This window comes from Actinacidiphila epipremni (genome assembly GCF_012034175.1).
GTDB lineage: Bacteria > Actinomycetota > Actinomycetes > Streptomycetales > Streptomycetaceae > Actinacidiphila > Actinacidiphila epipremni.
On the sequence record NZ_JAATEJ010000041.1, the window covers coordinates 1 to 23,116 of the forward strand.

Below are 23,116 nucleotides of genomic sequence, written 5' to 3' on the forward strand. Positions count from 1 at the left end.
CGGGATTGTTGCTCAGCAGCCGGATCCGGCCGGCCCCGAGCGCGCCCAGCATCTGCGCGGCGGCGCTGTAGTCGCGCTCGTCCTCCCCGCGCCCCAGGGCCAGGTTCGCCTCGTACGTGTCCAGTCCGCCGTCCTGCAGCGCGTAGGCGTCCAGCTTGGCGTACAGGCCGATACCGCGGCCCTCCTGCCGCAGATAGAGCAGATAGCCGCCGCGCTCCCCGATCCGCTCCACCGCCTCACGCAACTGCGGGCCGCAGTCGCAGCGCTGGGAGCCGAAGACATCGCCCGTCAGGCACTCCGAATGCGGGCGCACGAGCGGCACAGGCACGTTCTCGTAGTCGCCGATCCCCAGCGCGAGGTGCTCCTTGCCGTCGACGAGACCGGTGAAGGTGAACACGTCCGCGACGGTCCCCCATCCGTCGGGAAACCGCAGCGGCACACGCACCTTGGTACGCACGGCGGCGGGCGGCAAGGCCACGGGCTCCACCACGGCGGTCAACGGACGCGCATCTGCCGACATATCGACTCCCTCGTAGATCTTGAAACCTCAAGCTCTTCGGGAAGCCGGAATATTTCCCCACCGCGCCGTAACGCACGTCACATCAGCGACTCAACACACTGCTGGCCGGCTGGCATTCCCGCCGACATGATCATCGGACAAGTCACCACGACGTCAGTCGCGAGCGGCGGCGAAGGCCGCAATGTCCTGGAGCCCCGGCTTGTACCCGTCCGTTGTGTCGACCTCCATCCATGGCGCGTCCACCGACACCCGCCGGAACGCGTCATGGGCCAGCGTGTGGGCGGCGGAATCGACGGTCCGGAGGTCGTCGTGAGCGGCGCGGACGGGATTGTCGGCAATACGGCGGCGTCTTCGCTCCAGCGCCACAGCCGCGTCCACGGTGCAGTGGACGATACGGATCCGCGCCAGTGCACGAAAGGGTTCCAGGCCAGGACGCCAGAGGCGGTCCTGGAACGCCGCCTCGGCCACTGTCGTCACGCCGGCCCTCAGCAGCGTCTCCACCGCGGCGAAGAACACCCGCAGTGTGCGCAGGTTCAACTCGCCGCCAAGGGCCGGCACATAGTCCCGCGTCGCGTGCACCATGCCCTCCTTGATCTCGTCGCGGCATATTGCCGGGCATCCCACCAGGCGGGCGATCTCGTGCGCGAGGGTCGTCTTGCCAGTGCCGGGAGGACCGCTGACGACCACGAGTACGGGAAGCGGGTTCACCACTCCACCAATAGCAGGGCCGGTAGCCGGCTGCGGCGTCAACCGGGTTCCCGTGCCGCCGCCCCGACGCTGCCAAGAGCGCGGCACAAAGCGCCGTATCAGCCGATCGGCTGATACGGCTCGACCGCCCGGAGGGTCAGCAGATGCCCGCCGAACAGGGCCGGGCGGTCGATGCCGCCGCGGGCCGGGCACCGCCAGGCTCGTACGCACAGCCCGGAAGGCATTCCCATCCCCTCCGGAAACGGAAAGGACGCACCATATGCCGGCGGTCATCGAGGTGCGGCACCTGCACAAGCGCTACGGAACAGCCGTGGCCGTCGACGACGTCTCTTTCCGCGTCGAGGAAGGTGAGATCTTCGGGATCCTCGGCCCCAACGGCGCGGGCAAGACCACCACGGTGGAGTGCGTCGAGGGTCTGCGGACCGCCGACCGCGGCGAGATCGGAGTGCTCGGGCTCGATCCCCGGCGCGATCGCGCGGAACTCACCCAGCGGCTCGGCGTGCAACTCCAGGAAGGCCAACTGCCCGGACGGCTGACGGTCGGTGAGGCGCTGCGCCTCTACGCGTCGTTCTACCGGAAGCCGGCCGACCCTCGGGCCCTGCTGGACGTGCTCGGTCTCAGCGGGGCGCACAGGACCCCGTACGGGCGGCTCTCCGGCGGGCAGAAGCAGCGGCTGTCGATCGCCCTGGCGCTGATCGGGAGCCCCGAGGTGGCCGTCCTGGACGAGCTCACCACCGGCCTGGACCCGCAGGCCCGCCGCGACACCTGGGAGCTGATCCGGGAGGTGCGCTCGCGCGGGGTGACCATCGTGCTGGTCACCCATTTCATGGAGGAAGCCGAGCGATTGTGTGACCGGGTGGCGGTGATCGACCGTGGCCGTGTCGTCGCGGTCGACAGCCCCACCGGCCTCGCCGAACGCGTCCAGGGCGGCCGGCGTACGCAGATCAGGTTCCGGCCGTCCACCCCGTTCGAGGACAGCCTGCTGGCCACCCTGCCGGACGTCACCGCCGTCACCCACCAGGGCGACCTCATGGTGGTCACCGGCAACGCCGACGTCCTCACCGCCGTCGCCTCCGTGCTGGCCCGCAACGGCATCGTCGCCGAGCACCTGCGGCTTGAGCAGCCCAGCCTGGAGGACGCCTTCGTGGCACTCACCGGCGACCACGCCGCCCGGCCCGATACCACCGGAGGATCCGCCGTAAACGTAGCGCCGTAATACATGAACCGACCGTTACGTACGGCCGATCCACCGAACAGCCGGCGCCACTGGTGTCCACGTACCGGCGTCGCGCCCTCGACCGTCCGAGCCCGCAACAGGAGAAGCACCGATGCCGGCCCCCGCCTCACCCGGAACGACCCCGCCCATTGCCCAGCTTCCCGCCTCGGCGCTGAAACTCCTCGCCCTTACCGAGCTGAAGCTGCTCGTACGGGAACGGGTAGGCCCGGTCTACGCGATCGGACTGCCGCTCGCGCTGCTCATCGTCTTCGGCAACATCCCCTTCTACACGGCGCACCACACGAGCGGGAGCTTCGCCGGCCGCACCCTGCTCGGCGTCTACCTGCCCGTCCTGGCCGCCTTCGCCCTGGCGGCGCTGTCCTTCAACGTCGTGCCCGCGGTGCTCGCCGGGTACCGCGAGAAGGGCGTCCTGCGCCGCCTGCGTACGACCCCGGTCGGCCCGGCGCGCGTACTCGCCGCCCATCTGCTGGTCACCGCGGCGACCGCGGCCGTCTCCGTGGCCACGGTGCTGCTCGTGGCCCGTCTCGCCTTCGCGGTGGCGCTGCCGCGCCAGGCGGGCGGATACGTCGTCGGCTTCCTGCTGGCCGCGCTCGCGCTCCTTGCGATCGGCCTGTTCATCGCCGCAGCCGCGCCCAATGGCCGAGTCGCCAACGCCGCCGGCGCGACGCTGTTCTACGTCATGATGTTCTCCGCCGGGCTGTTCCTCCCGCTCGATGCCATGCCGCCCCTCCTGCGGCACATATGCCGAGCCTCGCCCCTGGGCGCCGCCGTGCAGGCGCTCAGCGACGCGACCGACGGACACATGCCCCACCTCCTCCAGTTGCTCACCCTCGCCGCCTACGCGGTCGTCTTCGGAGCGGGCGCGGTTAGATTGTTCCGCTGGGAGTGAGACCGGGCCACGACGTGCGGCGGACGACGGCGCTGACCCATATGCAGAGCGATCCGGAAGGCGCGGTGCACCTATGAGCAGGCACGTACCGCTCGCCCGGGAGAACAGGCAGGACCCGCGGCTGCTTCCGCTGATCTCCGTCGTGCCCTATGTGATCCTGGCCGCCCTCACCGTCGTGACCACCGTCGCCGAGCACGGGGCGCGCAGGTCGCTCCTGATCGATCTCGGGCTGTGCGCGGCGACCGCGCTGTGGATGCTGTGCATGTTCACCCTGCGCCGTGACCGGTGGGAACAGCCCGCGCCCATGGGCGTGTTCTTCGCCGGGCTGGTGGTGCTGACCGGCGTCCTCGTCGCCCGCGACCCGTGGTTCGGGCTCCTGACGCCGGCCTGCTACTTCTACGCCTTCGCTCTGCTGCCGTGGCCCTGGCGGCTGCCGGGGGTCGCCGTCGTGGCCTTCGAGTCGGGGGTCGCGCAGTCCTACGGGGTCCCCAAGGACGACGCCGTGGGGCTGATCGCCTTCGTCGCGGTGCTGGCCGTCAACATCATCTGTATGTGCGGACTCTCGTGGTGGGAGTGGGACGCCGAGCAGAAGGACCAGCAGCGGGAGTCGGCTCTCGGACAGGTCCGGGAGGCGAACCGCCGCCTTCAGGCGACACTTGCCGAGAACGCGGCCCTGCACCGTCAACTGCTCGTCCAGGCCCGTGAGGCGGGGGTGCTCGACGAACGGCAGCGCATGGCACGCGAGATCCACGACACCCTCGCCCAGGGCCTGACCGGCATCGTCACCCAGTTGCAGGCCGCCGAGCAGGTCACCGGCTCTCCGGACCGGTGGCGGCGGCACTTCGCGGCGGCGACCCGGCTGGCCCGGGAGAGCCTGGCCGAGGCGCGGCGGTCGGTGGACGCGCTGCGTCCGCAGCCGCTGGAGAGCGCCGGGTTGAGCGAGGCGCTCGCCGGCGTCGCCGACCGCTGGTCGGCCCTGCACGGCGTCACCGTGCGCTTCACCTGCACCGGAACGGCCCGGCCCATGCGCCCGGAGGCCGAACTGGCGCTGCTGCGGGCGACGCAGGAGGCGCTGGCCAACGTGGCGCGGCATGCGGGCGCCGGGACCGTCACCGTCACCCTGGGATATCTGGAGCACGACGTGGTCCTGGACGTGACGGACGACGGGCGCGGGTTCGAGGCGTCGCCGGCGCACGTCACGGCGCGGGAGCCGGCTGCACCGGACGCGGGCTCGGCTGCGGACGGTGACGCCGGAAGCGGCCCGAAGGGGGCCCTGGAGGGCCCTGGGAGCGCCTGCGGCGGCGGGTTCGGCCTGGAGGCGATGCGGGATCGGATCGAGGGCGTGCGCGGGACGCTGCGGGTCCGTTCGGCGCCGGGGGCCGGCACGGCCGTCTCGGCCCGCGTACCGCACGAGGCGGCTGCCGAGGTGGCCCGGTGAGCGCCGAAGGGCCCACGCCCGCCGAGCCCCCGGCGCCGATCCGGCTGGTCGTCGCCGACGACCACCCCGTCGTCCGGGACGGCCTGAGCGGCATGTTCGCCGCCGATCCGGCGTTCGAGGTGGTGGGCGAGGCGGCGGACGGGGCCGAGGCCGTACGGCTGACCATGAGCCTCGCGCCGGACGTGGTGCTCATGGACCTGCGGATGCCGGGCGTGGACGGCGCCACGGCGATCGCCCGGTTGGCCGAGGCGGGCAGCCCGGCCCGTGTGCTGGTCCTGACCACCTACGACGCCGACAGCTACGTCCTGCCGGCCATCGCGGCGGGCGCGACCGGCTATCTGCTGAAGGACGCGCCGCGCGCCGAGTTGCTGCGGGCGGTACGCGCCGCCGCACATGGCGAAGCGGTGCTCTCGCCCGCGGTGGCCGCCCGCCTGATGGACCAGGTGCGGCCTGCCGCGCCGGCGTTGCTCAGCCCGCGCGAGCACGAGGTCCTGACATGGGTGGCGGCCGGCGCCACCAATCGTGAGGTGGCCGCGCGGCTGCTGATCAGCGAGGCCACGGTCAAGACGCATCTGCTGAACGTCTACGGCAAACTCGGCGTCGGCGACCGTGCGGCGGCCGTGGCCGAGGCGTTCAACCGCGGCCTGCTCACGCCCCGTCGGGCATCGGAATCCTGAGCAGTGGGCACCTGATCCGTTTTCGGCCCGTACACGGCCACGTGGTGCCGGCGGGCCCGCGATACCCGGTTGCCGTCCCAGCGGTGCGGTCTGAACCGTCCCCGCCGATGCCGGCGCGGACCGGAAGATCGCAAAGTTCCGGCAGGGCAACCATTACCTGAGCACACCCTGGACCGCGACCTACAAGCCGATCCGCTCCCACGACGAAGGCATCCACGGCCACCCACCCGCAGTCCGATCCACTCGCGCAACAGCCACACAACCCCATGACGGCCGGCCCCGGAACCCCGGGGCCGGCCGTCATGCCTGCATACCCACCCGATGACAGAGGAGTACGCCTCCTGCTGCACCTCACTGCCATCCACCTCCCCGAACGCCCTCGAACAAGTCCCGGAACGACAAAGATCCCGACCGATCGTCATGATCGGCGGGATCTCGTCAACCGCTCCCGAGCTATCCCAAGAACGGCGCTGCGCCCGCTGGTGTCCCAGCCAGGCCGTAAACGCGTCCCCGCCCAGGCAGTGGCATACCTCGCGGGCCTCGGCCGACGAGCGCACCGCGGTTGTATACCGCGTGGAAGCCGTCGAGCCGCGCGGTGCGGGGCTCGGTGCGGGGCGGCACGGAGCGGGATCGGCTGGGGGCCAGTCCGGTGAACGGGCCGACCCCCGCCCCGCGGCCCCCCGAAGGTCGCCTGGGGCCGCGGGGTTCGGCGGTTAGCGCTGTGCGGTCTTGCGGCGCCGGGAGACCATGAGGCCAGCGGCGCCGGCGGCAAGGAGGGCTGTCGCGGTGCCGGCGATGAGCGGGGTGCTGCCACCGCCGCCGGTGGCGGCCAGGGAGGACGGCTGTCCGTCGGTTCCGGGGGCGTTGGTCGTTCCGCCGTCCGGGGTAGTGGACGGTGCCGGGCCGTTGAAGACGATCGGCTGGGTGTAGCCGTCGGTGCTGTCGTCCCACGGGAAGCTGACCGGGATGTGCTCGTAGTCGCTGATCTCGTTGGTCAGCGCCGCCTGGCCGCGCGCGTTGACCAGTTGCTCGTCGAGGCGGACCTGGAAGGTGAAGGTGCGCTGGTAGCCGTCGGGCTGGATGTAGTTGCTGCTGCACCGGTAGGGGCCGTGGGCTTTCGAACCGCCGTCGTCGGTGCCGCACCCCGCAGGCACGGTCGTCACCGTGGTGCCCTTGGGGAAGGTCACCTTCAGCGCATCGACACCGTCGCCGCCGCTGCGGTCGATGACAGTGGCCGGGCCGGCGTTGCGCATGCCCACCGTGACCGGGACGGTCTGACCCTCGGCGCCCTTGGCCTGCGCGCCGATCGCGGAGAAGTGGGCGTGGTTGTCGGCCCCGACGCCCATCTCGGTGTAGTTGTCCCCCTGGTTGAGGTCGTCCGACTTGGCCGCAACCTTCGCCGCGGACACCGGCGTCGCCGTCAGGCGGGGCCCGTCGCCCGGTGTGCCGGCCGCGGCGCGCAGGGAGTCTGCCTGCGCGCCGGGGGCCAGGACACTGGCCGACAGGTACGTCTGCCATGCCTTGCTGGTGACCTTGACCTTCAGGTCCGGTGACAGCTGCAGGGCGTGGCCGGGAGCGAGGGGGGTGTCGATGGTGCACACCACCTGGACGTCCTCCTCGGCGCCCGTCGGCTTGCCGTAGGTGCAGTTGGAGTAGTGCTCGGTGAACTCCAGCCCTGCCACGGTGTGGAAGGTCAGCACGGTCTGCTGCGCGGTCTGGTCGCCGGCGTTCGCCCAGCGGATCGGCGCGGTCAAGGTCGAGCCGACCTTCGCGCCGGTGACCGACGTCAGCGGGTGGACGACCAGATCGACGCCGGACCCGACAAAGACCTCGGCGCTCTCCTCGCCCGGGTCGACGCCTGGCGCCGTCGCCTTGAGCTGGACAGTGCCGTGCGATCCGTCCTTCGCCCCCGGCACGGCGTTCAGGCCGAGCGTCAGGTAGTTGTCCGCGCTGTCGGGAACCCCCGGGCCGAAGTCGGTGACTTTGACGGTGCAGGTGCCTACCGCACCGGTGTGCGTGCACCCCGACGGCCAGACGACGTCGGCGAGGCCCGCCAGGCCTGCGGTGTCAACCGTCACGGTGGCCGGCGGCAGGTGTCCTTGAAGCTGGTGGGTCACCTGGATGTGCAGCTGCTTGGCGCCGGCGGGATCGCTGTGCCCGGTCGGCAGCGTCAGGTTGTACTCCTTGACGTTGATCCACAGAGAGTCGGCGGCGGAAGCCTCCGTCGCGCCGACCAGCATCCCCGATCCCGCCACGCACACCGCGCCCGTGGCTGCGACCAGGCCCCGGATTCCCCTCGATCTGCGAAAACCCATACGGTCCCTCCCCATCAATTCGGAGAGGCGAACACTAGTACCCGCCCCGGACAGCGCTCACCTGCGGGTCCTCCCCTGGAGCGAGGGCGTCAGCCGGCGCGCGATCGGACACCGCCAGGCCGAGGCACACCGCGGGAGCCCACCACACGCACGACAGGTGTTCACGAGTGGGTCTTATCAGTGGCGCCAAGCGCTGCTGAAGATCGCTGCCCAGTTGGCGAGTGATCGTTTCCCAGAGGAGTTGCTGAGTCTCGTGCGGCGGTGGAACTGCCCCCTCGCCCGCCGTGTCGTGCCCCGCTTCAACCAGGTCCACCTCGTCCCGGCACCGCGGCCGACCATGGTGGACCTCACCAACAAGCGGGCCACCGCTGCACACAGCGCGGCCAAGCCCACCGTCTCGATCCCGTAAGGCGAACGGCTGCGGCCCCTGCCCAAGGGCGCGCTGCCACGGATCCGCCAGAAGCCCACGATCACCGTCCAGCCCGGCGCTCTCGGCACGCTCGACAAGTTCCGCCAGGACCGCCACTACCTCCACCCCACCTGGCAGGACGCCTACCGACCCAAGCGGGCGAATATCGAGGGCCTCAACGGCAGATTCAGGAGCCACGGCATCGACATTTCCGACCCCACCAAGCGGCTCGCCCACGGACGAGTCGCGCAGACCATCCTGCTCGCACTGATGATCCGCACCATCAACCTGCACATCCTCTTTGCCTGGCAACAACGAACAGAGGCCGAGCGACCGCAACCACAGCGGACGTCGTCACCATCACTGGATCGGTATCCCAGACGCCCTGCGAGGCCGGCCTGCCACCGCCCGAGAGCCCCGAGATTCGCATGACCATCTGAGACACCAGCACCACCAGCCGGGATCACGCCCGCCCGCCGACGGCCCCGGACCGCCACACGTACCGGACCACCCCGGAACCTCAGGCCTAGAACCGCAAGGCAATCGCCTCCGGCGCCGACCACGTTCGGACAGGTCTCGAACAAGCCCCGGAAACGCCGAGATCCCGCCCGATCAATCAGATCGGACGAGATCTCGTGAACTCTTCTCGAGCTAACTCAAGAACAGTCGTTGTTGTGGACCTGAGGGGATTCGAACCCCTGACCCCCTCGATGCGAACGAGGTGCGCTACCGGACTGCGCCACAGGCCCTTGCAACGAGGAAAACTCTAGCATCCCCACACGGGTGCTCGTGAACGGGATATCGCCTGGCGGGAGCGCTACTCGTTTGCCGCACGCGGCCGGTCGGGGTCGGCGTACTGGTCGAAGAGCGGGGTGCGGGCCGAGCGCGGGCGTCCGCGTCCCGGCGCGGCGGCGGGGGGCGCGGGGGGCTCGGGAGCCGCGGGGGTGGTGCCGGACCGCGCGGAGCTCCACGTGTCGGGCGCGCCGAGGTCGACGCTGCCGGTGGTGCGGGGGGCGACCGGCGCGGTGACGTATGTGGGCAGCGGGACCGGTACGGGGTCCCAGCCGTCGTCACCGCTCTGCTGGGCGCGCTGCTGGTCGACCCATTCCGCGTGGTCGGTCTGCTCGACCAGGGCACGCCGGTCGGCGCTGCGGGGGGAGGGCGCGGGGGCGGCGGGAGGGGCCGGTGCGGGCTTGTCCGCGGGCGGGGCGGGCTGCTCGGGACGGGCCCGCTCGGGGCGTACGCGCTCGGCCCGGGCACGGCCGGGCTGGGGGCGCTCGGGCCGGGCGCGCAGGCGTCGTGCGGCCTCGGCCGCCTGGCGCTGGTCGATCCGCACCTCGTAGCGGCGGCGCTCCTGGCGGCGCATCTGGCCGATGTACACGGTGAGCAGTACGGCCGGGACGGCGGGGACCCAGAGCAGCGCGACGCCGCCTACCGCCGCGGCGACGGCGCCGACGGTGAAGGCGAGGAAGAGCAGTGTGGTGGTACGCCGGCGGCGCGCCAGCACCTTGGCGCGGGCGGCGACGGAGGGCGTACGGGCGGGGGTGGTGCCGGCGGCGGGACGGATCTGGGTCGCGGGCACGGCGAGTCCGCGGACGTCGACGACGTCCGCCGGGTCGAGGTCGTCCTCGACGTCGTCGGCCCCGGGTTCGGGCTCGACGCGCTCACCCCGCGCCTTCGCGACGCGCCGCTCCATCGCCGCCCGCCCGGACAGCAGCCGGATGGCGGTGCTGAAGCGTTCCGTCGGGCGCGCTTCGTTGAGCTCGTCCTGCCTACGGAGCCACATCGGCACCAGGTAGGCAGCCCAGGCCCCGACGATGACTGCGTAGATGAGGCCACTACTGCTCACGCGCTACACGGTAGGGGGAATCGAGACACGCCATACGGAATTTGGCCCGGTGTGTCGCACGATCTGGCTGATAGGCCGAGATTTTTTTGCGATTGACTTCATATTCGAACGATTGTCTTATTTCTGGGATGCGCTGGGTCGCGCCCGGTGCCAGCGGTCGAGCAGGCCCTCGGGCACTTCCTCGGCGGTCAGCGCGTACACCATGTGGTCGCGCCAGCCGCCGTCGATATGCAGATAGCGCGGCCGAAGGCCCTCCTCCCGGAAGCCGAGCTTTTCCGCGACCCGGCGGCTCGGCCCGTTCTCGGGGCGAATGCACACCTCCACCCGGTGCAGCCCGACACGCCGGAAGCAATGGTCGACGGCCATGGCGACGGCCGTCGGCATCACCCCGCGGCCGGCGATCGCCTCGTCCACCCAGTACCCGATGTGCGCCGAGCACATCGACCCCCAGGTGATCCCGGCGACGGTGAGCTGACCGGCGAGCCGGCCCTGGTAGTCGATGACGAACGGCAGCATCCGGCCGGCGCCGGCCTCGCTGCGCAAATGGCGCACCATCTGCCGGTACGTGGGTCGTTGGGCGACGTGCCCGGGCGGCGCCGGCGGCACCGTCGCCTCCCATGGGCGCAGCCAGTCCCGGTTGCGCCGGTTGACCTCGCGCCACGCACGCTGGTCGCGCATCCTGATCGGGCGGAGGGTGATGTCACCGTCCACCAGTTCCGTCGGCCAGACGCCGTTCAGCTTGGTCTCCCGGGCGCTGAGGTTTCCGATGATGCGGAAGCCGGATGATCGCCGCCCCGGATCTGGTCGACCGCGTGGCGGAGCAGCGGGGTGATCACCGCGAGCCCGTCCTTGACGCCGCCGGTCGACCCGGGGAGGTTCACCACCAGTGTGCGGCCTGCGACACCGGCGACACCGCGGGAAAGTACCGCGGTCGGCACCTTCTCGCGGCCGGCCGCGCGGATCGCCTCCGCGATACCGGGAATCTCGTAGTCGAGGACCTGCCGGGTCGCCTCCGGCGTGCGGTCGGTCGGCGAGATGCCGGTCCCGCCGGTGGTGACCACGACGTCGTAACCGGCGTCGGCGGCGGCGCGCAGGGCCTGCCTGACCGGCTCGCCGTCGGGTACGACCTGCGGGCCGTCGACGGTGAAGCCGATCTCGCCCAGCGCGGCGGCCACGAGCGGCCCTCCGCGGTCCTCGTAGGCCCCGGAGGACGCCCGGGTCGACGCGGTGACGGCGAGGGCCCGCAGCGGGGCGCCACGGCCCGTCACGGCCGGTGCCAGTCGCCGGACTTGCCGCCGGTCTTGTCCTCGACCCGCACGTCGGTGATGACGGCCGACTTGTCCACGGCCTTCACCATGTCGACGACGGTGAGCGCCGCCACGCTGACCGCGGTCAGGGCTTCCATCTCCACGCCCGTGCGGTCGGTGGTCTTCACGGTGGCGGCGATCTCCACGGCGCCGTCGGCGACCGCCAGGTCCACGGTGACGCCCGCGACGGCCAGCGGGTGGCACAGCGGGATGAGGTCGGCAGTCCGCTTGGCGCCCATGATCCCCGCGATACGCGCCGTGGCCAGGGCGTCGCCCTTGGGGACGCCCTCGCCGCGCAGCAGTTCCACGACGCCGGCGCTGACCAGGACGCGCCCGGTGGCACGCGCGGTGCGGGCCGTCACGTCCTTGGCGGAGACGTCGACCATATGTGCCGCGCCGGCCTCGTCGATGTGGGTGAGGTGGTGCTGAGCGCTGCTCATCGTTCTCCCGATGCGGTCTGTAGGGCAGACACCGTACCCGCAGCCGCCCGTCCCCGCCCCGGGACCCTGCGCGCCGCGGCGGGAGCGCCGGTGAGTGGGCTAGTCCAGCACCACCACGTCGACCTCCGAACCCGCTTCCAGCGAGGTGACCTCCTCGGGGACGACGATGAGCGCGTCGGCCTGGGCGAGGGCCGCGACCAGGTGGGACCCCGCGCCGCCGACGGGTGTCACGGCGCCCGAGACACTGTCGTAATGGCCCCGCAGGAACTGCCGCCGCCCCTTCGGCGACTCCTCGATCGCGGCCACGCAGGCGGCGCGTACGACCTCGCGGTGCACGGGCTCGACGCCCATGAGCGTACGGATGGCGGGCCGCACGAACAGCTCGAAGGACACGTAGGCGCTGACGGGGTTGCCGGGCAGTGCGAGCAGCGGGATGCGGCCGGGGCCGATCCGGCCGAAGCCCTGCGGTTTGCCCGGCTGCATGGCGAGGGTGCGGAATTCCACGTGCCCATTGCCGAGCCCGGTGCCGGGTCCGGTGCCGTCGGCTTCGTCCATTGCGCCGCCGAGCGAGGAGAGTGCTTCCTTCACGACGTCGTACGCGCCGACGCTGACGCCGCCGGTGGTGACGATGATGTCGGCGCGGATCAGCTGGTCCTCGATGGTGGCGCGCAGTGTCTCGACCTCGTCGACGACCGCGCCGACGCGATAGGCGATGGCTCCGGCGGCGCGGGCCGCCGCGGTGAGGGCGAAGCTGTTGGAGTCGTGGATGAGGCCGGGTCCGAGCGTGTCACCCGGCTGGACCAGTTCGCTGCCGGTGGACACCACGACGACGCGCGGGCGCGGGCGGACGGTGACGCTGCCGCGGCCGATGGCGGCCAGCAGGCCGATCTGCGGGGGCCCGAGCACGGTTCCGGCGGCGAGTGCCAGCTCGCCCGCCGAGACGTCGCTGCCGCGGGCCCGTACGAACTGCCCGCGGGACGGGCCGCGGTGCACGCGTACCTCTCCTGCGGCTCCTGCCGGGTCGAGGCTGTGCGCGGCCATCGTGGTGGCCGGTCCGCCGCCAGTTCCGCCGTCGGTCCATTCCACGGGCACGACGGCCTCCGCGCCGGGCGGCAGCGGCGCGCCGGTCATGATCCGGGCCGCCTGCCCCGGGCCCACCGCGGGCAGTTCGCCGCTGCCGGCCGCGACGTCGCCGACGACTTCGAGTACGGCGGGGTGTTCGAGGGTCGCGGCCTGCGTGTCGGCGACGCGTACGGCGTAGCCGTCCATGGAGCTGTTCTCGAAGGGCGGCAGCGCCACGGGCACGGTGACGTCCTCGACCAGCACGCAGCCCTGCGCGTCGAGCAGTTGCAGCTCGATGGGCTCCAGCGGGGACAACTGCCCCAGGACGCTGTCCAGGTGCTCGGTGACGGACCATACGCGGTCGGCGCCGTGGCTCACTCTTGCATCTCCTCCGTGACGTACGAACGCAGCCAGTTCCGGAAATCCGGTCCCAGGTCTTCACGCTCGCATGCCAGTCGGACAATCGCACGCAGGTAGTCGCCGCGATCGCCGGTGTCGTAGCGGCGGCCGGTGAACAGGACGCCGTGGACGGGGCCGCCGGCGTCGTCGCGGTGGGACAGTTCCCGCAGCGCGTCGGTCAGCTGGATCTCGCCGCCCCGGCCGGGCTCGGTCTTCTTGATGGCGTCGAAGACGGCGGGGTCGAGGACGTATCGGCCGATGACCGCGTAATGGGACGGCGCCTGGCCGATGTCGGGCTTCTCCACCAGGTCGGTGACGCGTACGACGTCGGCGTCGTCGGTGTGCCTTATGGCGGCGGCGCCGTAGAGGTGGATCTGCTCGGGCGCCACCTCCATCAGGGCGATGACGCTGCCGCCGTAGCGCGCCTGGACGTCGATCATGCGGGGCAGCAGCGGATCGCGGGGGTCGATGAGGTCGTCGCCGAGCAGTACCGCGAACGGCTGGTCGCCCACGTGCGGTTCCGCGCACAGCACCGCGTGGCCGAGGCCCCTGGGGTCGCCCTGCCGCACATAGTGCATGGTGGCCAGGTCGCTGGACTCGCGTACCCGCGCCAGCCGGGAGTCGTCACCCTTGCGGGTGAGTGTCTCCTCCAGCTCGTAGTTGCGGTCGAAGTGGTCTTCGAGAGGGCGCTTGTTGCGGCCGGTGATCATCAGCACATCGGACAGGTGCGCGGAGACCGCCTCCTCGACCACGTACTGGATCGCGGGTTTGTCGACCACCGGGAGCATCTCCTTGGGCGTGGCCTTCGTCGCCGGGAGGAAGCGTGTGCCGAGGCCGGCCGCGGGAATGACAGCCTTGCTGATCCGGGTACGTGAGTGCGTCATGGCGTGCACCATAGCGTTCGTGAATGTGCAGAAGATGAAGAAACGGTTCATTGCGGCTGATATACAGCGGTTGTGGAAGGCGTGAACGAGATCCGCGCACAGAAGGCGGAGCTTCGCGCCCGCCTATTGCGCGCCCGTCGGGCTCTAAGCGCACAGGAGCGCGAGGCGGCGGCAGCGGCACTCGCGAGAACGGTACGGGGCGTTCCTGAGTGCACTGACAGCAAAGTCGTCGCCGCTTACGTGTCCATGGGCTCCGAGCCGGGCACCGGTCCGCTGATCGACGTGCTGCGGGAGCGCGGTGCGCGGGTGCTGCTGCCGGTCCTGCTGCCGGACAACGATCTGGACTGGGCCGCGTACGACGGCCCGGACGCCCTCGTACGCACCGAGCGAGGCCTCCTGGAGCCGGCGGGGCCCCGGCTGGGTCCCGATGCCGTCACGGGCGCGCAGGCGGTCCTGCTGCCCGGCCTCGCGGTGGACGCCCGCGGCGTGCGGCTGGGCCGCGGCGGCGGCTCGTACGACCGGGCGCTGAGCCGTATCGGCCGGGCGGGGGCGCGTCCGGCTCTGGTCGTGGTGCTCTACGCGCACGAGGTTCTGGACGTCGTGCCGGCCGAGCCGCACGACGGGCCGGTGGATGCCGCGCTCACGCCCTCGGGTGTCCGCCGCTTCCGCGGCTGACGCCGCGCGCCGGTACGCGAAAGGCAGCGGTTCACGGCCCGGCGCCGGAACCGCTGCCCATTGCCGCGGATTACGGCGTGAGCGCCATCTTCGCCTGGGCCGCCTTGTCCACCTGCTCGTCGGAGAAGTACCAGGGCAGCAGCTCGTTGTCGGCCCACTTGTCGGTCTGGTCGGTGTAGTGCGCGTTGTATGCGTGGCCCGAGGCTCCGGTGAGGTTGATCCACCGGGACTTGTCGAAGTCCTGGAGGTTGACGATCATCCGCATCGACGGCACCCAGATGACGTCGTAACCGCCGGCGGCGTTCCACCCGGTGGCGTCGACGGCCGCCTCGCCGCCGCTGAGCTGCCAGGGGCCGCGGTTCAGCAGCCACTTCAGGACGCCGGGCCCGTCGGTGCCGAGGGTCTGGTTCTTCAGCTCCAGCTTGTGCAGCCGGCCCCAGCTCCAGGTGTTTATGTCCTTGCCGAGCTTCGCGGTCAGCTCGTAGCGGGCGTCCTTCATGGCCTGTTCGAGCAGCTGGTCGCGGGTGCTGCGGTGCGCCTTGTCGGTGTCGGTGCCGTAGAAGGCGGTGGTGGACATGGTCCACCAGGAGTCGGTCGCGTCGGGAAGGATCTGGCGGACCACCTCGAACCAGCGGTCGCCGCCGTCCGGCTGCGCCTCGGACGGGTCGCGCTCACCGCATTCCTCCACGGTGGTGACGCCCTTGCCGTCGAGGTTGTCCACCGGTCCGGTCTGGCCGGCGGGCGGGACGCGCAGGCACTGGCCCTCGGGCCGCAGTTCCTTGGGGAGCTTGTTGCCGAAGGCGAGCTTGAGGACGTTGCGCCATACGGCGTTGAAGTACGCCGCCGCCGCGGAGTCGGCGTCCTGGTTGTAGTCCCATCCTTCCAGCAGCTTTTGTGCGTTACGCACGTAGTCGTTCTTGTCGTCGGTTATGTCGACTTTCAGAAGATAGGGAACAAGCAGCTTGGCGATGGAGCTGCTGTCGTCCGCCTGCATGGACTGCATGTCGTCCATGGAGATCTTGCCGCCGTCCTTGACCTTCGACTCGATGAGGTCGGAGATGCGGTGGCTGCGGGTGCCGTAACCCCAGTCCTGGGTGAGCATGAACGGGTACTTGCTCTGGTCGATGACCGCCTGGTTCGCCGTCACGATGTACCCGCGCTCGGGGTCGTACTCGTACGGCATGGACTTGAAGGGGATGTCCTTCCCCCAGTCGTAGTGCGAGTCCCAGCCGGGCACCGGGTACGTGCCGTCGTCCCCGTCCGGGCGGATCGGCACCTGCCCCGGGGCCTGGTAGCCGATGTGGCCGTGGGGGCCCTTGCTGTCGGCGTAGATCAGGTTCTGCGAGGGCACCGCGAAGTCGGCGGCGGCGGTCCGGAACTGATCGAAGTCGGTCGCGCGGTCGAGCTCGAAGACGGCGTCCATCGTCTTCGAAGGAATGAGGGCGGTCCACTTGAGGGCGACGCCGTACCCCGAGTTGACGCCGCCGGGCGGGTCGTTGACCGGCGCGGTCTGCCCGACCTCGCGCAGCTCGTCGCTGCGGTCGGAGATCAGCGGACCGTTGTTGGTCACCCGTACGGTGATCTCGCGGGGCTTGCCGCCCGCGACCTTGATCTCCTCGTGGCGCAGCGTGAACGGCACCTGCTTGCCGTCGTGCAGGTACGTGGTCGCCGTGACCTTCTCCAGGTACAGGTCGGTGACGTCCGCGCCGAGGTTGGTCATACCCCACGCAATGTCCTGGTTATGGCCGATTATCACACCGGGCATGCCGGAGAAGGTGTAACCGGCCACGTCGTACGGGCAGGCGCTGCTCACGGTGCGGCAGTGCAGGCCCATCTGGTACCAGAGCGACGGCAGCTGCGGCGCGAGGTGCGGGTCGTTGGCCAGGAGCGGCTTGCCGGTGGTCGTGTACTGGCCGGAGACGACCCAGGAGTTGGAGCCGATGCCGCTGCCGCTCGGGCCGAGCAGCGCGGGCATCTGGTCGATTATCTGGGAGATGCCGGCGAGCTGGCTGTCGACGGTGTTGTTGAGGCCGTGCGGCCCCGAGGAGGCCCCGGTGGGCTCGTAGTCGCCGGTCTTCGCGTCGACGGACCCCGCGTCGAGGATGGGCGGGTTCTCGTCGTACGGGTAGGCGGGGTAGAGCTGCTTGATCTGCGCCTGGCTGAGCCGGCTCGTCATGAGGGCGCGGTCGATCTCGTCCTGCATATTGCTGCGCAGATCCCATGCCATCGCCTTGAGCCACGCCACGGAGTCGACGGGCGTCCACTTCTCCGGCTTGTAGCCGTTGCTGAGCTTCAGCGCCGCGTACTCGACGGACAGCGCCGCGCCGCTGTGGTCCTTGAGGTAGGCGTTGACGCCGTCGCTGTAGGCCTGGAGGTAGGACTTGGTGGTCGCGTCGAGCTTGGTGTCGTACTCCTCCTGCGCGATGCCGTGCCAGTTCAGTGTGCGCAGGAAGGCGTCCGTCTCGACCTGCCCCTTGCCGAACATCTCCGACAGCCGCCCGGCGGTCAGGTGGCGGCGTACGTCCATCTCGTAGAAGCGGTCCTGCGCCTGGACGTAGCCCTGGGCGCGGAAGAGGTCGTCCGGGGTGTCCGCGTAGATCTGCGGGATGCCGTACGCGTCGCGCTTGACGTCGACGGGCGCGGACAGGCCGGCCAGCTTGAGCGAGCCCGAGGTCTGCGGGAACGAGGCGCGCACCGTGCTGACGCTCCAGTACGACGCGAATCCGAGGCCCGCCACCAGCACCAACGCGAGCGTGATCACGATGAAGCGTACGCGGCGGGACTTCTTCCGTGCGGGCATCGCTGTCCTTCGAGGGCAGGGCGGATCAGATGATCAAGGTGCTCCTTGTGCAAGGGCAACCATAGGCGCATGCCTTGTGCGCGCAGGACGCGGAGTGGGGGCCGCTGCCGCAACTGCCGGGAAGCTTCCAGGAAGCCTGCGGGAAGTGGACCATGCAACATCAAGGGAGGGTAAAATATTAGCCTCGGCAACAAAGTTGAAAGGACCGGTGCCCTGACTGTCCACCACCTGAACGAGATCCTGCTCATCGGCGCGGCCGTCCTGCTCGTCGCCGTCGTCGCCGTGCGCCTGGCGTCCCGCAGCGGACTGCCGACCCTGCTGATCTACCTCGGCATCGGCGTCGCCATCGGCCAGGACGGCCTGTTCGGCTTCACCTTTGACAACGTCGAGCTGACACAGGTGCTGGGTTACGCGGCACTTGTGGTGATCCTCGCCGAAGGTGGACTCGGCACCAAATGGCATGAGATCAAGCCGGTCATGCCGATCGCGGCCGTACTGTCGACGATCGGCGTGGTGGTGAGCGTGGTCATCACGGCAGCCGCGGCACATTACGCGGTCGGGCTCGACTGGCGGCAGTCGCTGATCATCGGCGCGGTGGTGTCGTCGACGGACGCCGCCGCAGTGTTCTCGGTGCTGCGCAATGTGCCGCTGCCCAAGCGCATAACCGGCGTCCTCGAAGCCGAGTCGGGGTTCAACGACGCGCCTGTGGTGATCATGGTGGTGGCGTTCTCGGCGAACGGCCCCATAGACCCGTGGTACCACCTGCTGGGCGAGACGCTGCTGGAACTGGCGATCGGGGCCGCGATCGGGCTGGCGGTGGGATGGCTCGGCGCGTACGGCCTCAAGCACGTCGCCCTGCCCGCCTCCGGCCTGTACCCGATCGCCGTGATGGCCATCGCCGTCGCGGCCTACGCGGCCGGCGCCATGGCGCACGGGTCGGGATTCCTGGCCGTCTACACCGCCGCGCTCGTCCTCGGCAACGCCAAGCTTCCGCACCGGCCCGCCACCCGCGGCTTCGCCGAAGGGCTGGGCTGGATCGCCCAGATCGGGCTGTTCGTCCTGCTGGGCCTTCTGGTGACCCCGCACGAACTGGGCGACGACATCGTGCCCGCACTGATCATCGGCCTGTTCCTGACGGTGCTCGCCCGGCCCGCCGAGGTGGTGATCAGCCTGCTGCCCTTCCGTGTCCCCTGGCGTGAGCAGGCGCTGATGTCATGGGCGGGGCTGCGCGGGGCGGTGCCGATCGTGCTCGCCACGATCCCGATGGTGGCCGGCGTGTCCGAAAGTCGCAGGATCTTCAATATCGTCTTCGTACTGGTGATCTTCTACACCCTGGTGCAGGGTCCAACGCTTCCGTGGCTCGCGCGGCGGCTGCGGCTCGGCGACGGCAGCGGCCCGTCGGACCTGGGCATCGAGTCGGCACCGCTGGAGCGGCTGCGCGGCCACCTGCTGTCCGTCGCCATCCCCGAGGGCTCACGGATGCACGGCGTGGAGGTCAACGAGCTACGGCTGCCGACAGGGGCCGCGGTGACGCTCGTCGTCCGTGACGGCGCGAGTTTTGTCCCGCTGCCCTCGACGAGCCTGCGGCGCGGCGACGAGCTGCTGGTGGTCACCACCGACCCGGTGCGCGACGCCGCGGAGGAGCGCCTGCGGGCCGTCGGGCGTGGCGGCAAGCTGGCCGGCTGGCTCGAGGAGCGCGGGACACCGCGCCAGAAGTGAGCCCCGCGCGGCCGGTCGCAGGGCGGCGAGCGCGTGTTTCCGTATGATGGTGCGGTATTTGTCGAGTGCGATCTCTGCCTGATGCAGGGCCGGGCGCGTGGACGCGCGCTGAGCGGACGGCTTTCGGCGTGATGCTGCGGCACACCGCGGCGGACGCGCTACCAGGCGGCAGAAGGACCAGTCAGTGGCATCCACGGTGCCCACTCCCCCGTCGTCGGCAGATGGCGCCGCCGCCCCCAGGCCGGGTTACCGGCAGTTGCTGAGCACTCCGGGCGCGTGGGCCTTCGTTCTTCCCGGGTTCGCGGCGCGGCAGCCGTTCGCGATGCTCACCATCAGCTTGGTGCTGCTCGTGGAGCACACCACCGGCTCGTACGGGATGGCGGGCGCGGTCGCGGCCGTCACGGGGGTCGCGCTGGCGCTGTGCGCGCCCCGCGGTGGCCGGCTCGCCGACCGGTACGGGCAGCGCGCGGTCCTGGTGCCGGGCGCTGCGCTGCACGCGGCGTCCGCCGCCGCCCTCGTGGCGCTGGCCCTGGCGCATGCGCCCGCCTGGGCGCTTTTCGCGGCGGCGGTGCCTACGGGTGCGACGGTGCCGCAGGTGGGCCCCATGGTGCGGTCGCGCTGGGCCGTCGCCCTGGCGGGTCGCCCGTCGGCGGCGCCGTCGCCGCTGCTGCAGACGGCGGCGGCGTTCGAGTCGGTGACCGACGAGTTCACGTTCGTCATCGGGCCGGTCGTCGCGACCGCGCTGTGCACGGGGATCCATCCGGCGGCCGGGCTCATTGCCGAGGCGACGCTCACGGTGGCGGGCGGCTGGCTGTTCGCGGCCCAGCGCAGGACCGCCCCGGCCCCGCACCGGGCGGCGAAGGGCGGGGACCGCCGGCATGTGTCGGCGCTGTCGGTGCCCGGAGTGCGTGCGCTGGTGATCGCCTTCCTCGGCATCGGCACCGTCTTCGGCGGCATGCAGGTGTCGATCACGGCCTTCACCCAGGAGGCGGGGCATCCGGGGCTCAACGGTCTGCTCTACGGGACCTTCGCCGCCGGCAACATGCTCTCCGGCGTCGCCTATGGCGCCGTCACGTGGCGGCGCACCCAGGGGTGGCGGCTGCTGACGGCGTACGCGGCGCTGACGGTCGCCTGCGTCCCGCTGTGGGCCGTACGGCCCCTGCTGCTGCTCGGCGGGCTCGGACTGGTGGTGGGGCTGTGCATCGCTCCCGCGCTGATCACCGGCTACACGCTGGTGGAGGCGCTGGTGCCGCCCGCGACACGGACGGAGGCCTTCACCTGGCTCACCGGCGCGGTCGCGCTCGGCCAGGCGGCGGCGGTCACCGCCGCGGGCCTGCTGGCCGACCACGCGGGCCCGCACGCCGCCTTCACCGTGCCGCTGACCGGCACGGCGGCGGCTTTGATGCTGCTCGTGGGCCTGCGCCGGCATCTGGTGCCGGATCCGCGCAACGGCGGCACGCCGGGTGTGATCGGTCACCGTACGGCGGTCACGGTGGACTGAGCCGCGGAAATGCTGCACTATGGAGCGTCGTTAGCACTCATTGAGTGAGAGTGCCAGGAGGAGCTAGTGCCGACGTATCAGTACCAGTGCACCGAGTGCGGCGAGGGCCTTGAGGCGGTGCAGAAGTTCAGCGACGACGCACTGACCGTGTGCCCCAACTGCGGCGGACGGCTGCGCAAGGTGTTCTCCGCGGTTGGCGTGGTCTTCAAGGGCTCCGGCTTCTACCGGACCGACAGCCGCGGCTCCTCGTCGAGCAGCGCGCCCGCTGCCAAGAGCAGCAGCTCGGACACCAAGTCGAGCGACAGCTCGTCGTCGGCTTCGTCCTCGACGTCGTCGTCCAGCCCGTCGACCACGTCGAGCAGCTCGTCCGCGGCCTGACGGACGCGCGCCGGCCCGGCGTCCCCGCAGTACCCACGAGCCTCCGCCGTTCGCCCGGCGGGGGTTCGTCGCGCTTGTCCCGCGCCGCTTAGGGTGACGCTCATGGTGCAGAGCGGCGACACGACACACACGCGGGCCGAGATCGGCGTGATCGGCGGATCCGGCTTCTACTCGTTCCTCGACGACGTGACCGAGGTCACCGTCGACACCCCCTACGGGCGGCCCAGCGACTCGCTCTTCATCGGTGACGTCGCGGGCCGCCGCGTCGCGTTCCTGCCGCGGCACGGCCGCTCCCACCACCTGCCGCCGCACAAGATCAACTATCGGGCGAACCTGTGGGCGCTGGGCGCCGCGGGCGTGCGCCAGGTCCTCGGACCCTGCGCGGTCGGCGGGCTGCGCGTCGAGTACGGGCCCGGGACGCTGCTCGTACCCGACCAGCTGGTGGACCGCACGAAATCGCGGGCCCAGTCGTACTTCGACGGGGAGGCGAGGGCGGACGGGCTGGTGCCGAACGTGGTGCACGTGACCTTCGCGGACCCCTACTGCCCGGTAGGCCGGAAGGCGGCGGTGGACACGGCGCGGGCGAGCGGGTGGGAGCCTGTGGACGGCGGGACGCTCGTCGTCGTGGAGGGCCCGCGGTTCTCCACGCGTGCGGAATCGCTCTGGCACGCCGCGCAGGGCTGGTCGGTGGTCGGGATGACCGGGCACCCGGAGGCCGTGCTGGCCCGCGAGCTGGGCCTGTGCTACACCTCCGTGAACCTCGTCACCGACCTCGACGCCGGCGCGGACACCGGCGAGGGCGTCGCCCACGAGGAGGTCCTGGCGGTCTTCGCGGCGAATGTCGGGCGGATGCGGGACGTGCTCTTCGACGTCATCGCCGCGCTGCCCGGCAACGAGGAGCGCACGTGCCTGTGCGTCGACGGGATCGGCGGGCAGGACCCGGGCATCCCGCTGCCGTAGCGGTCCTCGGTGCGGGGCGGCGTGCCGTCGGCCCGCGCGAGATCGCCACCCCGGGGAGGGCCCGGGTTATCCACAGGCGTCGAGTTATCCACAGGGCCTGGCGGGCGGGTTGCGGAAATGCGGGATCGTGGAGGCATCGACCGGATGCGACCGGTCGACTACTCCTCGTGAACGGTGGTGATCTTCGTGTCCACATCCCTCTCGACCCCCTTCCCCCCGTACGTCGCCCCTTCTCCGTCCGCGCCGCCGGCGCCGGGCATGCCCTCGCGCGCGGCGGACTTCGCCGTGCCCGAGCCGTACGCCCCGCCGTCGCGCGTGGTGCCGGACTTCGCGCCGATTCGGGTCGGAAGGCGCGGCGCGCGCCGCCTGCTCCCGCCGGCGCCGCAGCTCAGGCGCGGGTCGCTCGCCCTCGGCGTCGTGGTCTCCGCTGCCGTGCTGGCCGTGTCGGCCGGCTACAGACCCCCGCCCGGAAGGACCGCGGCCGTACGAAGCGCCCCGAGCGCGTCCGCGGCGGTCCGCCCCGTCCACGACAGGGCGGAAGACGTGGTGAAGGCGCCGGTGCGGATCGCGGACGCCGCTGCGGTGCGGCTGCTGCGGCCCGGCGACCGGGTGGACGTGCTGGCGGCGGCGCGCGTGGTGGCCTCCGCGGTGACCGTCGTGGCGGTCCCCGGGCAGCCGGCCGGCTCGCCTGCCGGAACGAATCCCGCCGGAACGAGCCCCGCCGGCATCCCGGAAGGCGGGCTGCCGACGGGCACCGCCGACACGGGCGGGACGGGTGGCGCGCTGGTCGTGCTGGCCGTGCCGCGTCGTGTCGCCGCCGCCCTGTCCGGTGCTGCCGCCACGTCCGCGCTGGCGGTGACGCTGTGCTGAATCACCCGATCGTGCAAGGCAATTGGACAGTGAGCCTCCGGATTGCCTTCTATGGCGGAACCAGTCGTTCCGCCGGACC

At 71.2% G+C, this 23,116-nt stretch carries 22 protein-coding genes and 1 tRNA gene; 11 read left to right on the forward strand and 12 right to left on the reverse strand.

Annotated features, from left to right (window positions below; translation table 11 throughout):
- The 3 genes from ribA to HCN08_RS36325 all read right to left on the reverse strand — a co-directional run.
- A partial coding sequence (gene ribA, locus HCN08_RS32760) for a GTP cyclohydrolase II RibA (protein ID WP_167986969.1) occupies nucleotides 1-520 on the reverse strand: 520 nt, incomplete at its 3' end.
- A gap of 153 nt (nucleotides 521-673) precedes the next feature.
- Nucleotides 674-1,231 (reverse strand): AAA family ATPase, encoded by a 558-nt coding sequence (locus HCN08_RS32765; RefSeq protein WP_322974822.1) that lies wholly within the window; start codon nucleotides 1,229-1,231, stop codon nucleotides 674-676.
- Nucleotides 1,232-1,326: 95 nt separating this feature from the next.
- On the reverse strand, nucleotides 1,327-1,452 hold the full coding sequence (locus tag HCN08_RS36325) for a hypothetical protein (protein WP_265738304.1): 126 nt from the start codon (nucleotides 1,450-1,452) through the stop codon (nucleotides 1,327-1,329).
- Nucleotides 1,453-1,487: 35 nt separating this feature from the next.
- Between HCN08_RS36325 and HCN08_RS32770 the strand changes: the two genes are divergently transcribed.
- The 4 genes from HCN08_RS32770 to HCN08_RS32785 all read left to right on the forward strand — a co-directional run bounded on the left by HCN08_RS32770 (nucleotide 1,488) and on the right by HCN08_RS32785 (nucleotide 5,469).
- Complete coding sequence (locus HCN08_RS32770) at nucleotides 1,488-2,444, forward strand: ABC transporter ATP-binding protein (protein WP_167986971.1); 957 nt, start codon at nucleotides 1,488-1,490, stop codon at nucleotides 2,442-2,444.
- A 112-nt stretch (nucleotides 2,445-2,556) separates the two neighbouring features.
- The gene (locus HCN08_RS32775) at nucleotides 2,557-3,354 is read left to right on the forward strand and encodes an ABC transporter permease (RefSeq protein WP_206319530.1); all 798 of its coding nucleotides are present in this window, start codon (nucleotides 2,557-2,559) and stop codon (nucleotides 3,352-3,354) included.
- Between the two features lie 73 nt (nucleotides 3,355-3,427).
- A complete protein-coding gene (locus tag HCN08_RS32780; RefSeq protein ID WP_167986972.1) occupies nucleotides 3,428-4,792 on the forward strand; it encodes a sensor histidine kinase in 1,365 nt (454 codons plus the stop codon).
- Nucleotides 4,789-5,469, forward strand: a complete 681-nt coding sequence (locus HCN08_RS32785) for a response regulator transcription factor (protein WP_322974823.1) — start codon at nucleotides 4,789-4,791, stop codon at nucleotides 5,467-5,469. The genes HCN08_RS32780 and HCN08_RS32785 overlap by 4 nt, the downstream gene beginning before the upstream one ends.
- Before the next feature lie 713 nt (nucleotides 5,470-6,182).
- Here HCN08_RS32785 and HCN08_RS32790 read toward each other — a convergent pair.
- Nucleotides 6,183-7,784, reverse strand: coding sequence for an LAETG motif-containing sortase-dependent surface protein (locus tag HCN08_RS32790; protein WP_167986973.1), 1,602 nt, complete (start codon nucleotides 7,782-7,784; stop codon nucleotides 6,183-6,185).
- Between the two features lie 253 nt (nucleotides 7,785-8,037).
- On the opposite strand from HCN08_RS32790, the gene HCN08_RS32795 reads away from it, so the two are divergent.
- Nucleotides 8,038-8,193, forward strand: a complete 156-nt coding sequence (locus HCN08_RS32795; RefSeq protein WP_167986974.1) for a hypothetical protein — start codon at nucleotides 8,038-8,040, stop codon at nucleotides 8,191-8,193.
- 675 nt (nucleotides 8,194-8,868) lie between these two features.
- Here the strand turns inward: HCN08_RS32795 and HCN08_RS32800 are convergent.
- From HCN08_RS32800 to galU, 7 genes are all read right to left on the reverse strand, one after another.
- Nucleotides 8,869-8,942: transfer RNA gene (locus HCN08_RS32800), tRNA-Ala, on the reverse strand.
- 68 nt (nucleotides 8,943-9,010) lie between these two features.
- Nucleotides 9,011-10,042, reverse strand: coding sequence for a divisome protein SepX/GlpR (gene sepX, locus HCN08_RS32805; protein ID WP_167986975.1), 1,032 nt, complete (start codon nucleotides 10,040-10,042; stop codon nucleotides 9,011-9,013).
- Nucleotides 10,043-10,159: 117 nt separating this feature from the next.
- Nucleotides 10,160-10,780: a GNAT family N-acetyltransferase gene (locus HCN08_RS32810; RefSeq protein WP_206319533.1), complete on the reverse strand. Its 621-nt coding sequence runs from the start codon at nucleotides 10,778-10,780 to the stop codon at nucleotides 10,160-10,162.
- On the reverse strand, nucleotides 10,777-11,310 hold the full coding sequence (locus HCN08_RS32815; protein WP_167986976.1) for a MogA/MoaB family molybdenum cofactor biosynthesis protein: 534 nt from the start codon (nucleotides 11,308-11,310) through the stop codon (nucleotides 10,777-10,779). The genes HCN08_RS32810 and HCN08_RS32815 overlap by 4 nt, the downstream gene beginning before the upstream one ends.
- On the reverse strand, nucleotides 11,307-11,789 hold the full coding sequence (moaC, locus tag HCN08_RS32820) for a cyclic pyranopterin monophosphate synthase MoaC (protein ID WP_167986977.1): 483 nt from the start codon (nucleotides 11,787-11,789) through the stop codon (nucleotides 11,307-11,309). The genes HCN08_RS32815 and moaC overlap by 4 nt, the downstream gene beginning before the upstream one ends.
- Before the next feature lie 99 nt (nucleotides 11,790-11,888).
- Nucleotides 11,889-13,229, reverse strand: a complete 1,341-nt coding sequence (glp, locus tag HCN08_RS32825) for a molybdotransferase-like divisome protein Glp (RefSeq protein ID WP_167986978.1) — start codon at nucleotides 13,227-13,229, stop codon at nucleotides 11,889-11,891.
- Entirely contained in the window at nucleotides 13,226-14,134 is a 909-nt protein-coding gene (galU, locus tag HCN08_RS32830; protein WP_167986979.1) for a UTP--glucose-1-phosphate uridylyltransferase GalU, read from the reverse strand. Before galU ends, glp begins: the two co-directional genes overlap by 4 nt.
- Nucleotides 14,135-14,206: 72 nt before the next feature.
- Here galU and HCN08_RS32835 point away from each other — a divergent pair, with 72 nt between their 5' ends.
- On the forward strand, nucleotides 14,207-14,809 hold the full coding sequence (locus HCN08_RS32835) for a 5-formyltetrahydrofolate cyclo-ligase (RefSeq protein ID WP_407648925.1): 603 nt from the start codon (nucleotides 14,207-14,209) through the stop codon (nucleotides 14,807-14,809).
- Nucleotides 14,810-14,879: 70 nt separating this feature from the next.
- Here HCN08_RS32835 and HCN08_RS32840 read toward each other — a convergent pair whose 3' ends face one another.
- Nucleotides 14,880-17,609, reverse strand: a complete 2,730-nt coding sequence (locus tag HCN08_RS32840) for a penicillin acylase family protein (RefSeq protein ID WP_167986980.1) — start codon at nucleotides 17,607-17,609, stop codon at nucleotides 14,880-14,882.
- A gap of 213 nt (nucleotides 17,610-17,822) precedes the next feature.
- Here HCN08_RS32840 and HCN08_RS32845 point away from each other — a divergent pair, with 213 nt between their 5' ends.
- From HCN08_RS32845 to HCN08_RS32865, 5 genes are all read left to right on the forward strand, one after another.
- On the forward strand, nucleotides 17,823-19,328 hold the full coding sequence (locus tag HCN08_RS32845; protein ID WP_167987009.1) for a potassium/proton antiporter: 1,506 nt from the start codon (nucleotides 17,823-17,825) through the stop codon (nucleotides 19,326-19,328).
- A 184-nt stretch (nucleotides 19,329-19,512) separates the two neighbouring features.
- Nucleotides 19,513-20,829 (forward strand): MFS transporter, encoded by a 1,317-nt coding sequence (locus HCN08_RS32850; RefSeq protein ID WP_322974825.1) that lies wholly within the window; start codon nucleotides 19,513-19,515, stop codon nucleotides 20,827-20,829.
- 66 nt (nucleotides 20,830-20,895) lie between these two features.
- Nucleotides 20,896-21,207, forward strand: coding sequence for an FmdB family zinc ribbon protein (locus HCN08_RS32855; protein ID WP_167986981.1), 312 nt, complete (start codon nucleotides 20,896-20,898; stop codon nucleotides 21,205-21,207).
- Nucleotides 21,208-21,309: 102 nt separating this feature from the next.
- On the forward strand, nucleotides 21,310-22,167 hold the full coding sequence (locus HCN08_RS32860; RefSeq protein WP_167986982.1) for an S-methyl-5'-thioadenosine phosphorylase: 858 nt from the start codon (nucleotides 21,310-21,312) through the stop codon (nucleotides 22,165-22,167).
- A 186-nt stretch (nucleotides 22,168-22,353) separates the two neighbouring features.
- Nucleotides 22,354-23,037 (forward strand): hypothetical protein, encoded by a 684-nt coding sequence (locus tag HCN08_RS32865; RefSeq protein WP_322974826.1) that lies wholly within the window; start codon nucleotides 22,354-22,356, stop codon nucleotides 23,035-23,037.
- Nucleotides 23,038-23,116: the final 79 nt, after the last annotated feature.